This is a genomic window from Cryptosporangium phraense, from assembly GCF_006912135.1.
Lineage (GTDB): Bacteria > Actinomycetota > Actinomycetes > Mycobacteriales > Cryptosporangiaceae > Cryptosporangium > Cryptosporangium phraense.
The window spans coordinates 22261-34335 of sequence record NZ_VIRS01000026.1; the positions used below are offsets into that span (position 1 = coordinate 22261).

Consider the following 12075-nt stretch of genomic DNA (forward strand, 5'->3'; position numbering starts at 1 on the left):
ATGCCGAACCGAGGACAGGAGGAACCGGTGGGCGTTCTGCAGCGCTTCGAGAAGAGGTTGGAGAACCTCGTCGAGGGGGCGTTCGCCAAGGTCTTCAAGGGAGTCGTACATCCCGTGGAGATCGCTAGCGCGATGCAGCGCGAGGCGGATGCGCACAAGTCCATCTTGGGCGGTGGGCGCACACTGGTTCCCAACCGCTACATCATCGATCTGAGTCCCAGCGACCACGATCGACTGGCGCAGTACGCGGCGCCGCTAGCGCAGGAACTGGCTCAGGCCCAGGCCGAGTACATCGGCGAGCAGGGCTGGACGGTCTACGGCGACGTCATCGTCGAGATCGAGCGGGGTGACGGTCTCGACACCGGCATGTTCCGGATCGCGGCCGAGGTCTACACCGGCGGAGTCGAGCCGGCCCACAACCCGAACCCGTACCAGAACCCGCCGCCCCAGGGTTACAACATGCCGCCGGTCAGCGCGCCTCCCGGCCCGCCGGTCAGCGGCCCGCCCGGGTACGGCGGTCCGGTGAGTGCTCCCCCGATGCACTCCAGCGGCGCTCCCTACGGTGCGCCCGGCCCGCAGGGCGGTGGCTACGGCGCCCGGCAGGCCCGTCTGATCACGTCGGACGGCCGGCAGTTCACGATCGTGATCGGCTCGACCGTGATCGGCCGGGGCGAGGGCGCGCAGGTGCGGCTGGCCGACGTCGGTATCTCGCGGCAGCACGCCCGGGTCGACTTCGACGGTTCGCGGGTGGTGCTGACCGACCTCAGCTCCACCAACGGCACCACGGTCAACGGGAACCGGATCAACGCCGCCGCGCTCCAGCACGGCGACGTCGTTCAGCTCGGAACCACGTCGCTCACGTTCCGGCTGGATGGCTGATGCCGGAAGTAGTTCTCGCGGTCGCCCGGTTCGGCTTTCTCGCGCTGCTCTGGGTGTTCGTGTTCGCCGTCGTCGGGGTCATCCGGCGTGACCTGTCCGGGGCTCGTCAGCCCCGGCTGGTCGCGGCGCCCCGGGGCATCCCGCTGGCGCCGCAGGGTCGTCCGGCGAAGGCGAAGCGCGGCGACCGCGGTGCGCCCCGCACCATGGTGGTCACCGAAGGCGCACTGGCCGGAACGCGCATCACGTTGGGTGACTCTCCGATCACGCTCGGACGAGCCGACGACTCCACACTGGTACTGAATGACGACTATGCGTCAGCGCAGCATGCACGTCTGGTGCCGCGTGCGGGCGAGTGGCTGATCGAGGACCTCGGGTCGACCAACGGCACGTATCTTGGCCCAACCAAGATTTCCGGCCCGACCCCAGTTCCCCTGGGCGCGCCGATCCGGATCGGGCGCACGTCGATCGAGTTGCGCTCATGAGCCTGCGAAGCGAGCGAAGCATGTCGATAAGGCACCTCCTCGGCGAGGATCGCGAATGAGCCTCACGCTGCGCTACGCGGCAAAGTCCGATCGAGGGCTCATTCGTGAGGGAAACGAGGACTCGGTCTACGCCGGTCCGCGCCTTCTCGCCGTCGCTGACGGTATGGGTGGTATGGCTGCCGGTGAGGTGGCATCGAACATCGTCGTCCGGGCGCTGGAGCCGCTGGACGAAGACGTCTCCTCCAGTGACCTGGTCGACGCGCTGCGGGCGGCGATCGGCCACGCGAACCAGCAACTCCGGGACGCGGTGGACGCCAACCCGGCTCTGGAGGGCATGGGCACGACGCTGACCGCGCTGATGTTCAGCGGAACGCGTCTCGCGCTGGCCCACGTCGGCGACTCGCGGGCCTACGTCCTGCGCAACGACGAGCTCCACCAGATCACCCGGGACGACACCTACGTCCAGATGCTGGTGGACGAGGGACGCATCACCGCCGACGAGGCGAACACCCACCCGCAGCGCTCCCTGCTGACCCGCGCGCTCGACGGCCGCGAAGTCGAGCCGGAGTTCTCGGTCCGGGAGGCCCGCCCGGGCGACCGGTACCTGCTCTGCAGCGACGGGCTGTCGAGCGTCGTCTCGGCCGAGACGATCGCGGACGCGATGCGGATAGACGATCCGGCGCAGGTGGCCAATCGGCTGATCCAGCTCGCGCTCCGTGGCGGCGGGCCGGACAACATCACGGTGATCGTCGCGGACATCCTCGACGACCGGCTGGCCGACAACGCACCGGTCGTCGGCGGCGCGGCCGCCCGCGACCGGACCACGTCGGCGACCGCCGACACGGCCGCGGGGCGGGCGGCGCTGGCCACCCCGCCCCGGCCGGCGCCGGCCCAGGAGTACGAGGTCGAGGACGAGCCGGAGCAGGTTCCGTCCGGCGGCCGGCACCGCAAGCGCACCACGGCGCTGCTCACCGTGCTGGCCCTGGCCGCCCTCGCCGCCGGTGGCTACGCCGCCTGGCACTACACCCAGCAGCAGTACTACGTGGGAACCTCGGCCGGACACGTTGCGATATACCGCGGCGTGTCCGGCTCTCTGGCCGGGCTCAAGTTCTCCAAGCTGCAGGACGACACCGATCTCCAGCTGGACGACCTCGAGCAGGTCGCCCGCGACTCGGTGCAGGACACGATCCCGGCCGAGAACCGTGAGGACGCGTACACGATTGTGGACAACCTGCGACGGGAGAAGCTGCTCCCGTGGTGCCACGGCGACGTGAAGACCACGCCGTCGACGCCGTCGGCCCCGCCCAGCCCGTCGACGTCGTCCTCGCCCGGCGCCAACTCCAGCCCCAGTAGTTCGCCGACCCCGGCGGCTCCCCCGTCTCCTACCCCTACCGCCTCTCGGCCGTCGGGGGAGGTTCTCCCAGCCACCGACGCTGACGATCCCGGTGTGAACTGTCGGGAGATTCGGTGACGGCTTCGGCCGCTCCGCGCCCAGCCGGCGGCGCCGACCCCGCTCTCACCAGCGTGATCGGTCGGCCGGACCGTCCGCTGGCCAACAATTCGCGTAACACCGAGCTGATCCTGCTGGTCGTTTCCCTGGTCGTCGTGTCCGGGATGTCGCTCGCGGTTCAGGGTTCGGTACTCGGCGAGATCAACGCGGGCGCGCTGGCGCTGCCCGGTCTGCTCGCCATCCTCTTCTTCGGCGCGCACGTCGCGATCCGGTTCCTGGCCCCGTACGCCGACCCGCTGCTGCTGCCCGCGGTGGCGACGATCAACGGCATCAGCGTCGTGTTCATCCGCCGGCTCGACCTGGGCCGCCTGACGCCGGACGAGCGGATCGCCGCCGGTGTGCTCGGTGGCGACGGCAGCGAAGCGCTGAAGCAGTACATCTGGGCCGCGGTCGCGATCATCGGGTTCGTCGCCCTGCTGTGGATCGTCCGCGACCACCGGACGCTGGCCCGGTTCGGGTACATCGCGCTGTTCACCGGTCTCGTGCTGGTACTGCTGCCCGCGGTGCTGCCCGGGTCGTTGAGCGAGATCAACGGCGCCAAGCTGTGGATCATCATCCCGGGCGTCGGCCAGATCCAGCCCGGTGAGTTCGCGAAGATCGCGCTGCTGCTGTATTTCGCCCGCATTCTGGTCGACAACCGCGACTTCCTGCAGATCGTCGGCAAATTCTCGACGCTGAAGGCCACCCCGCGGTTCCTGTTCGACGCGTACGCGCCGATGGTCAGCGCCTGGCTGGTCAGCCTCGGCGTCCTGATGTTCGAGAAGGACCTCGGTACGTCGCTGCTGTACTTCGGGCTGTTCCTGGTGATGATCTACATCGCCACGAACAAGGCCCGCTGGGTGGCGATCGGCCTGGTCATGTTCATGATCGGCGCCTACCTGGCGTTCCTGGTCGTGAGCCGGGTCAAGCTGCGGGTCGAGGTCTGGCTGCACCCGTTCGACGACCCGTTCGACAAGGGCTACCAGATCGTCCAGTCGTTGCTGGCGCTCGGCAGCGGTGGGCTGTTCGGGGCCGGCCCCGGCGCCGGTTCGCCGAACCTGCTGAGCCTCTACGCCAGCACCGACTTCGTGTTCGCGGCGATCGGCGAGGAGATCGGGCTGTTCGGTCTCACCGCTCTGCTCGTGCTGTACGCGCTGATCGCGTCCCGGGGCATCCGGGCCGGCCTGGACGTCCGCGACTCGTACGGCAAGCTGCTCGCCGGTGGGCTCGCGTTCTCGATCACCTTGCAGACGTTCGTCATCGTGGGCGGAGTGACGAAGCTGATCCCGCTGACCGGTCTGACGACCCCGTTCCTCGCGTACGGCGGTTCGTCGCTGATCGCCAACTGGCTGATCATCGGCCTGCTCATCCGGATCTCCGACGCGGGTCGACGTCCGGCCAAGGTGAAGGCGCCGCCGCTGCAGCTGCGCGACGCCCCGACCGAGGTGGTCAAGCTGTGAATGCCCCGCTCCGTCGCGTAGCGATCGCGGTGCTCGTGCTGTTCGCGCTGCTGTTCGTCAACTTGAACTACGTCCAGGTCGTCAAGGGGGACGACTACCGCAACAGCGACCTGAACGAGCGCGTCCGCATTTCCAGCTATGAGCGGCCCCGCGGGCTGATCATGGTCGAAGACCAGTCGATCGCCGAGTCGGTCGAGACCGACGGCCGCTACAAGTACCAGCGGAAGTACCCCCAGGGCGAGCTGTACGCGCACGTCACCGGCTACCAGTCGATGATCTACGGCACCTCGGAGATCGAGTCGGCCGAGAACGAGGACCTCTCCGGGCAGTCCGACAAACTCTTCGTCCGCCGGATCACCGACATGATCACCGGCAAGAAGAGCAAGGGCGCGAACGTCATCCTGACGCTCGACAAGGAAGTCCAGCAGGCGACCGCGAACGCGCTCGAGGGCCAGAAGGGTGCGGCGATCTCGCTCGACCCGCGGACCGGCGAGATCCTGTCGCTGGTCTCGCTCCCGACGTACGACCCGAACCCGTTCGCGGCGCACACCGACAAGCCGCAGAAGGACGCGTGGGCGAACCTCAACGGCGACAAGGAGAACCAGCCGCTGCTCAACCGCGCGCTGCGTCAGACCTATCCGCCGGGCTCGACGTTCAAGGTGATCATGTCGACCGCGCTGGTCGAAGACGGGCTCACGGCCGACTCCGAGGTCGACGCCCCGAACCGGTACACGGCGCCGCAGACCACCAAGTACATCGAGAACTTCCACGGCGAGACCTGCGGCAACGGCGTCCAGGTGACGCTGGAGTTCGCGCTGCAGGAGTCGTGCAACACGGTCTTCGCGAAGCTCGGCGTCGAGAAGCTCGGGGCCGAGAAGATCAAGGAGAAGGCCAAGGAGTTCGGGTTCGGGCAGAAGATGTCGATCCCGACCGACGTGGCCGCCAGCCAGACCGGCGACCTGCCCGACCCGCCGTCGGTGGCCCAGTCGAGCATCGGCCAGCGTGACGTCCGCATGACGCCGCTGCAGGGCGCGATGATCGCCGCGGCGGTGGCGAACAACGGCAAGCTGATGACGCCGTACCTGGTGAAGAAGGTCGAAGCGGCCGACTACACCACGCTCTCCACGACTCGGCAGAAGACGCTCTCGACGCCGATGACCGACTCCACCGCGGGCGAAGTCCAGAAGATGATGCGCGCGGTGGTGCAGGACGGCACCGGCAAGCGGGCCCAGATCGACGGGGTCGATGTCGGTGGCAAGACCGGAACCGCGGAGGACGGCGACGAGCGTCAGGACCACGCCTGGTTCATCGGTTATGCGATCGTCGACGGGCAACCCGTAGCGGCGGTGGCAGTGGTTCTGGAGAACGCCGGCAAGTCGAGCGCGTCCTCCGCGCAGATCGCCGGAACGATCATGAAGTCGATCATCGAGCAGCGAGCGAATCGATGAACCGCAGCGAGGGCCCGCAGGGGCCCGCGAATCCGAGGACGAGGCGATGACGGACGCCCGCCTGCTTGGCGGCAGGTACGAAGTCGGCACCGTGCTGGGCTACGGCGGTATGGCCGAGGTCCACCTGGGACGTGATCACCGGCTCGGCCGGGACGTCGCGATCAAGGTTCTGCGATCCGACCTGGCCCGGGACCCTGGCTTCCAGGCGAGGTTCCGCCGGGAAGCCCAGAACGCGGCCGCGCTCAACCACCCGGCGATCGTCTCGGTCTACGACACCGGCGAAGACATGAACAGCCGGGACGGCGTCCCGGTGCCGTTCATCGTCATGGAGTACGTCGAGGGCCAGACCCTCAAGGAGGTCCTCCAGGCCGAGGGCCGGATCATGCCCCAGCGGGCGCTGGAGATCGTCGCCGACGTCTGCGCGGCGCTCGACTTCAGCCACCGGCACGGCATCATCCACCGGGACATCAAGCCCGGCAACGTCATGCTGACCCCGCAGGGCGCGGTCAAGGTGATGGACTTCGGTATCGCCAGGGCGATCACCAGCGCGTCCTCGCAGATGACGGCGACGTCCGCGGTGATCGGTACCGCGCAGTACCTGTCTCCCGAGCAGGCCCGCGGTGAGACCGTGGACGCCCGCTCGGACGTCTACTCGACCGGCTGCCTGCTCTACGAGCTGCTGGTCGGCGAGCCGCCGTTCACCGGCGACAACCCGGTGTCGGTGGCCTACCAGCACGTCCGGGAAGACCCGATCCCGCCGAGCCACCGCAACCCCGAGGTCAGCGCGACGATCGACGCGATCGTCCTCAAGGCGATGGCCAAGAACCCGGCGGCCCGGTACCAGAGCGCCGGCGAGATGCGCGCCGACCTGCTGCGGGCGGCGGCCGGACGTCCGGTGGCGGCGACCGCGGGCATGAGCGGGGCCGAGCGCACCGCGGTGCTGGGTGGTGCGGGCGCGACCCGGGTGGTGCCGAGCGCGGCCGGCGGCGGCTACCAGACGATGGGTGGCCCGGTCGGTGGCGGTGCTCCGCCGCCGAAGCGTCGTGGCGCGGCGATCGCGGTCGGCATCCTGGCCGTCGTCGCGCTCATCGCGGTCGTCGCGTTCGCCGCCAGCAAGCTGGGTGGCGGCGGCGGCCAGTCGGTGACCGTCGACAACGTCGTCGACGCGAACATCTCGTCGGCGCGGACCACGCTCGAGGCCAAGGGCCTCAAGGTGCAGGTCAAGAACGTCGAGAGCCCGGCCGACAAGAAAGACCGGGTACTCGAGCAGAACCCGGCCGCGGGCTCGACCGCCAAGGAGGGCGACACGGTCGAACTCTCGGTCGGGGTCGGCCCGGGTCAGGTCTCGGTGCCGAAGCTGACCGACCTCGACCAGGACGGGGCCGAGGAGGCCCTGAAGGCGGCCGGCCTCAACATCAATGTCCAGGAAGACGACAACAGCGACGAGCCCGAGAACTCGGTCACCAAGCAGGACCCGCAGGCCGGTGCGAAGGTCGCCAAGGGCAGCTCGGTGACCGTGTACGTCTCCAAGGCCAACCTGGTGCTGGTGCCCGACGTGCGGGGCGCTCCGGTGGCCGAGGCGACCGCCACGCTGAAGGCGAAGGGCTTCCAGGTCAGCGTCCGGAACCAGCCGTCCGACAGCCAGCCGGCGGGCACGGTCATCAGCCAGACGCCGAGCCAGAACAGCAAGCGGAGCCCGAACTCGACGATCACGATCACCGTGTCGAGCGGCCCGTCGAACCCCAGTCCGTCCGACGACCCGGGCGAGAGCCCGGGCGACGGCAACGAGACCTCGGAGCCGCCGGACCCGACCGAGAGCACCGGGACGTCCGCGTCGCCGGAAGCGACGCCGCAGCGGGGAACCAACTCGCTGATTCGTTGAGGAGGTGCCTCGGCACTTCTGAAGGGGTGGTCGATGAGCGACTTCACGGTCGACTCGAGATCGGCCACCCCGGTGTACCGGCAGATCGTCGAGCAGGTCCGCTATCTCGTCGAGACTGGCGCGCTGCGCCCCGGTGAGCGGCTGCCCCCGGTGCGCACGCTCGCGGACAACCTCGGCGTCAACCGCAACACGGTGACCAAGGCCTACGCCACGATGCGCGAACTCGGGCTGATCGAGACCAGGGGCGCGTCCGGAACGATCGTCGCGAGGCTGTCCGGGCCGGAGCCGGCCTCCCCGGAGGTCGCGCTCCTCGACGCGGTCCGGGCCGCCGTACGCAGCGGCATGACCCCGGAGGCGGTGCGGGACGCGGCGTACGCGTTCGCCCAGCAGGCCGTGCCGACTGTGCCGACTGTGCCGACTGTGCCGACTGTGCCGACTGTGCCGACTGTGCCGTCCGTGCGGGCCGTCTTCGCCGAATGCAACGAGGAACGCGCGGTGGCCTTCGCCAAGGAGCTCTCCGACCGCCTGCACATCGACGTCCGGCCGGGCCTGCTCTCCGAGCTCGACACGTCCACCGCCGACGCCCAGCTGGTCATCACGACGTTCTTCCACCTGGCCGAGGTCGAGCGCTGGGCCCACACCGCGCGGCGGGACGTCAAGACCGTCGCCGTGGTGGTGGCGCCGCACATCCGGACGCTGATGAAGGTCGCCGAGCTGCCCGCGGGCGCCCGGGTGGGCGTCCGGTACTCGACCGACCATCAGGCCCGGCAGGTACGGGATTGGCTGGCCGCGGCCGGTCCGGCGGAGGTCGTCGTCGTGTCCGACCCGGATCCCGGGCTGGCGGTGCTCGTCGTGCCGAGCGAGGAGCCCTCGCTGGGTGCGATCGCCGGACCGGACACCGAGGTGGTGGAGTTCGGCAACGTCCTCGACGAGGGGTCGATCCGGATGGTGGCCACAGTCTTGGATGAACTCTGATCGACAGCGGTTTGGCCTAGGACAAGAGCGGACAAGGAGTTGGCATAGGCCAAGACCTTTGTGGAGGGTTCCGATGTCCGTGCAGACCGAACACGACACCCTGAACCGCTTGACCCCCGATCGTCAGACCAGGCCCGGCTGGCCCGAGTTGCTAGTCGGCCTGGTCGTCATGGCTGTCGTCGCCTACGGAGTCGGTATCGCGCTCCGGGTGACCGGGGCGGCCGCCGCCATGGGCCCCGTCGCCTTCGGCGTCATCCTGGCCGCGCTGTCCGGCGTGGCCGGGCTGATCGCGTTCGGCGCGGCCGATCGGCTCCGGGTCCGCGACTGGAGCGCCTTCGGCGTACGGCGCACCAGCCGGCGCTGGATCCTCATCGGCCTCGCGGCCGGGCTGGTCGCGCTGGTGGTGGCCAACCTGCTCTCGACGCTCATCCTGAGCCTGTTCGATCTGCCCACCGACACCCAGCAGTCGTACGCGGACGCGGCCGGCGGCGGGGTCGTCCCGGCGATCCTGTCGGCGCTGTTCCTGGGAGTCCTCACGCCGATCGGCGAGGAGTTCCTGTTCCGCGGTGTCGTCGCCACCGTGCTGCTGCGCTACGGCGCGCTGATCGGCGTCGTCGGCAGCGCGTTGATCTTCGCCGCGATGCACGGTCCGAACATCGTCTTCGTCACCGCGCTCGTCGTCGGGCTCATCGCGGCCGAGCTGCGACGTCGCAGTGGATCGGTCTGGCCTGGCGTCGTCGCGCACCTGGTCAACAACGTCATCGTGCACGGTGCGCTGGTGGTGCTGGCCCTGACGTCCTGATCCCACTCAGGCGTAGGCGGCCAGCCGGCGCTCCTCGACCTGCTCGACCAGCGGCGCCGACCGCTCCACGGCGCCCTGGTCGCCGCAGATCGCCAGCCAGTTCGCGAGCATCCGGTGACCGCCCTGGGTCAGCACCGACTCGGGGTGGAACTGGACGCCCTCGACGGCCAGCTCGCGGTGCCGCATCGCCATCACGACCCCGGACGGCGTGCGCCCGGTGATCTCGAACGACGCCGGGATCGTGTCTTCGACGACGGCCAGCGAGTGGTACCGCGTCGCGGTGAACGGGTCGGGCAGGCCGGCCAGCACGCCGGCGTCCGCATGGTGGACCTCGCTGGTCTTCCCGTGCAGAAGCTCCGGAGCGCGGTTCACGGTGGCGCCGTAGGCGACGCCGATGGCCTGGTGGCCGAGGCAGACGCCGAACAGCGGCAGCCGGCCGGCCAGCTGCTCGACCATCGGGATGCAGACCCCGGCGTCCTCGGGCGCGCCCGGGCCGGGTGAGAGCAGCACGCCGTCGACCGGGGCGCCGTCGACGTCGCCGTCGAGGACCTCAGCCGGTTCGACGGCATCGTTGCGGCGCACGACGCAGTCGGCGCCGAGCTGCCCCAGGTACTGCACCAGGTTGTAGACGAACGAGTCGTAGTTGTCGACGACCAGGATCCGCATGCAGTGGATTATCCACCGTCCACGGTCACGTCTCCGAACGGAAGCAGCGGTTCGGCCAACGGAAAGACGTAGAACCACAGCAGCAGGATGACCGACGCGACCAGCACCAGGAACAGGAAGCCCTTCACCGCCGCGTTGCCGGGCAGGTGATCCCAGATCCATCCGTACACGGCTACTGCACCTCCGCCGGGGTGCCCGCCGACGTCTTCTGGGTCTTGGTCTGCTTGGCCCAGACGATCATCCGCTCGTAGTTGTCCCACTTCGGGTTGCAGGTCGTGAGCGTGAGCAGCTTCTCGGTCGGCTTCTGGCCCGGCTGCTCGGGGTTCGCGCTCACCACCGAGACGTTCGTGGGCTTCGTGATGAAGTTCTTGCTGACCGCGTAGACGAACCAGTCGGTCTGGGTCTCGACGACGATCGTGTCGCCGGTCTGCAGCTTGTCGAGGTCCCAGAAGATCGACGGCATCCGGTGGCCGGCCACCGCGAAGTTGCCGACCTGGCCGGGCATCTCGCTGTCCGGGTAGTGGCCGGGCGCGAGCTTGATGTCGGCCTGGGTCACTCCCTGCACCACGACCCACTTCTTGCCGAGCTTGGGGATGTAGAGGCGGGCCACGGCGGCGCCCTCGAGCGGCGGGGAGGCCTTGGTCGGGGTCGTCCCCGCGGTGGCCGGGGCCGGCTTGGCCGCCGCCTGCTGGTCGAACTGGGCGTTGAGCCGGTCCTGGTCGGCGTTGACCTGGTAGGCCTTGCCGTAGACCTCGTAGCCGGCGAACAGCAGAACGACGAGCCCGATCGTGATCAGGAGCTCGCCGAACGTCCGGATACCGCGGCGGACTATCGATTCGGGTTCGTCGCGTGGGTCAATCCGGTGGGACCGGAGTACGCCGGGAGCGTGACCTCCTGGGGGTCGCCGACCGTATATCCCAGGTTCCACGCGCGCGCGGCCTGGCGGTACAGCGACACCCCGGGGGACGCTTCGAGGGCGGCCCGCATCGACGAGACGTTGCCAATCGCGGTGATCACGAACGCCGGGGAGAACGTTCTCCCGTGGAGGAGCAGGGTATTGCCGACGCACCTCACGGCGCTGGTGGAGATCACGCGGATCCCCATGATGGTCATCGCTTCCGCGCCGCCCGCCCATAGTGCGTTCACCACCGCCTGCACATCCTGTTGGTGCACGACCACGTCGTCCGCGGTGGCACCGACCGGCAACACGCCGCCGGGCCGCCGAGGGGCGTCGTCGAGCTTGACCGTGAGCGACGGTCCGCGGACTTTCCCGAGCCCTGCCGGCCCGGTGAGTTCGTCGACGTCCTGCTGCGGGCCTTTCAGCCGGGCGTCGGTTCGCGTGTACGCGCGTGTCGCCTCATCAACTGAACGACGAAGATCAGCCGCTCGGCGTTCAGATGTGCCGACATCAGAATTACCGCGCCGGATCAACTCCGCGAGCTGTTCGCGGCGCCCACCCCGGAGATCGGAGCCCTGAGAGGTCTCCGCACTGGTGGCGAACAGGACGCCGGCCGCGAGCAGGACCACGGGCAGCGCCAAGCGCCAGCCGATTCTGCTTTCACGCGGCCCCGCTCGATGACGCGGAGAACGACCGCGCGGCCACTGCCGTGCCACATCGCCTCCTCGTCGTGTGCCTTGGACGACTACGCTAACCCGGGAACCCCGTATCAGGAGAAACCCGTGCCGAAGTCACGCGTACGTAAGAAGAAGGTCTACACAGCGCCGACCGACGTCCGGCCGAGCGCTGCCACCACCGCGAAGAGGGCGAAACCCAGCCCGCGGTGGGTGCCCGGAGTAGCCGTCGGCTTGATCGTCGCCGGGATCGCGTGGCTGGTGACCTACTACATGACCCAGGGCGAATACCCGGTCGCCGAGCTCTCGGCCTGGAACCTGGCCATCGGTTTCGGCATGCTCGTCGCGAGCCTGGGCGTCTTCACTCAGTGGCGGTAGTTCATCCACAGATCAGCCCCATATCTGGGCGTTAGCCTGTGG

The 12075-nt window shown here is 69.1% G+C and carries 13 protein-coding genes; 9 read left to right on the forward strand and 4 right to left on the reverse strand.

Annotated elements, in window-relative coordinates:
• From FL583_RS29420 to FL583_RS29455, 8 genes are all read left to right on the forward strand, one after another.
• Entirely contained in the window at positions 1–879 is an 879-nt protein-coding gene (locus tag FL583_RS29420) for an FhaA domain-containing protein (protein ID WP_142708113.1), read from the forward strand.
• Positions 879–1361 (forward strand): FHA domain-containing protein FhaB/FipA, encoded by a 483-nt coding sequence (locus FL583_RS29425; RefSeq protein ID WP_142708114.1) that lies wholly within the window; start codon positions 879–881, stop codon positions 1359–1361. The genes FL583_RS29420 and FL583_RS29425 overlap by 1 nt, the downstream gene beginning before the upstream one ends.
• A 55-nt stretch (positions 1362–1416) precedes the next feature.
• A complete protein-coding gene (locus FL583_RS29430) occupies positions 1417–2832 on the forward strand; it encodes a PP2C family protein-serine/threonine phosphatase (protein ID WP_142708115.1) in 1416 nt (471 codons plus the stop codon).
• The gene (locus FL583_RS29435; protein WP_205752555.1) at positions 2829–4310 is read left to right on the forward strand and encodes an FtsW/RodA/SpoVE family cell cycle protein; all 1482 of its coding nucleotides are present in this window, start codon (positions 2829–2831) and stop codon (positions 4308–4310) included. The genes FL583_RS29430 and FL583_RS29435 overlap by 4 nt, the downstream gene beginning before the upstream one ends.
• Positions 4307–5758 (forward strand): peptidoglycan D,D-transpeptidase FtsI family protein, encoded by a 1452-nt coding sequence (locus FL583_RS29440; protein ID WP_142708116.1) that lies wholly within the window; start codon positions 4307–4309, stop codon positions 5756–5758. Before FL583_RS29435 ends, FL583_RS29440 begins: the two co-directional genes overlap by 4 nt.
• 46 nt (positions 5759–5804) lie before the next feature.
• Complete coding sequence (gene pknB / locus FL583_RS29445; protein WP_142708117.1) at positions 5805–7640, forward strand: Stk1 family PASTA domain-containing Ser/Thr kinase; 1836 nt, start codon at positions 5805–5807, stop codon at positions 7638–7640.
• 33 nt (positions 7641–7673) lie between these two features.
• Positions 7674–8615, forward strand: a complete 942-nt coding sequence (locus tag FL583_RS29450) for a GntR family transcriptional regulator (protein WP_142708118.1) — start codon at positions 7674–7676, stop codon at positions 8613–8615.
• Positions 8616–8688: 73 nt separating this feature from the next.
• Complete coding sequence (locus FL583_RS29455; protein WP_142708119.1) at positions 8689–9417, forward strand: CPBP family intramembrane glutamic endopeptidase; 729 nt, start codon at positions 8689–8691, stop codon at positions 9415–9417.
• Between the two features lie 6 nt (positions 9418–9423).
• Here the strand turns inward: FL583_RS29455 and FL583_RS29460 are convergent, their stop codons facing one another.
• The 4 genes from FL583_RS29460 to FL583_RS29470 are packed head-to-tail and all read right to left on the reverse strand — an operon-like array spanning position 9424 to position 11622.
• Complete coding sequence (locus FL583_RS29460; RefSeq protein ID WP_142708120.1) at positions 9424–10083, reverse strand: aminodeoxychorismate/anthranilate synthase component II; 660 nt, start codon at positions 10081–10083, stop codon at positions 9424–9426.
• 8 nt (positions 10084–10091) lie between these two features.
• Positions 10092–10253 carry a hypothetical protein gene (locus tag FL583_RS40430; protein ID WP_170323929.1) on the reverse strand — a complete coding sequence of 54 codons (162 nt, stop codon included), beginning with the start codon at positions 10251–10253 and terminating at the stop codon, positions 10092–10094.
• 2 nt (positions 10254–10255) lie between these two features.
• Positions 10256–11011, reverse strand: a complete 756-nt coding sequence (locus FL583_RS29465; RefSeq protein WP_142708121.1) for a class E sortase — start codon at positions 11009–11011, stop codon at positions 10256–10258.
• Positions 10912–11622, reverse strand: coding sequence for a DUF881 domain-containing protein (locus FL583_RS29470; RefSeq protein WP_205752556.1), 711 nt, complete (start codon positions 11620–11622; stop codon positions 10912–10914). Before FL583_RS29470 ends, FL583_RS29465 begins: the two co-directional genes overlap by 100 nt.
• A 141-nt stretch (positions 11623–11763) precedes the next feature.
• Here FL583_RS29470 and FL583_RS29475 point away from each other — a divergent pair, with 141 nt between their 5' ends.
• Complete coding sequence (locus FL583_RS29475) at positions 11764–12033, forward strand: cell division protein CrgA (RefSeq protein WP_142708122.1); 270 nt, start codon at positions 11764–11766, stop codon at positions 12031–12033.
• Positions 12034–12075 lie beyond the last annotated feature (42 nt).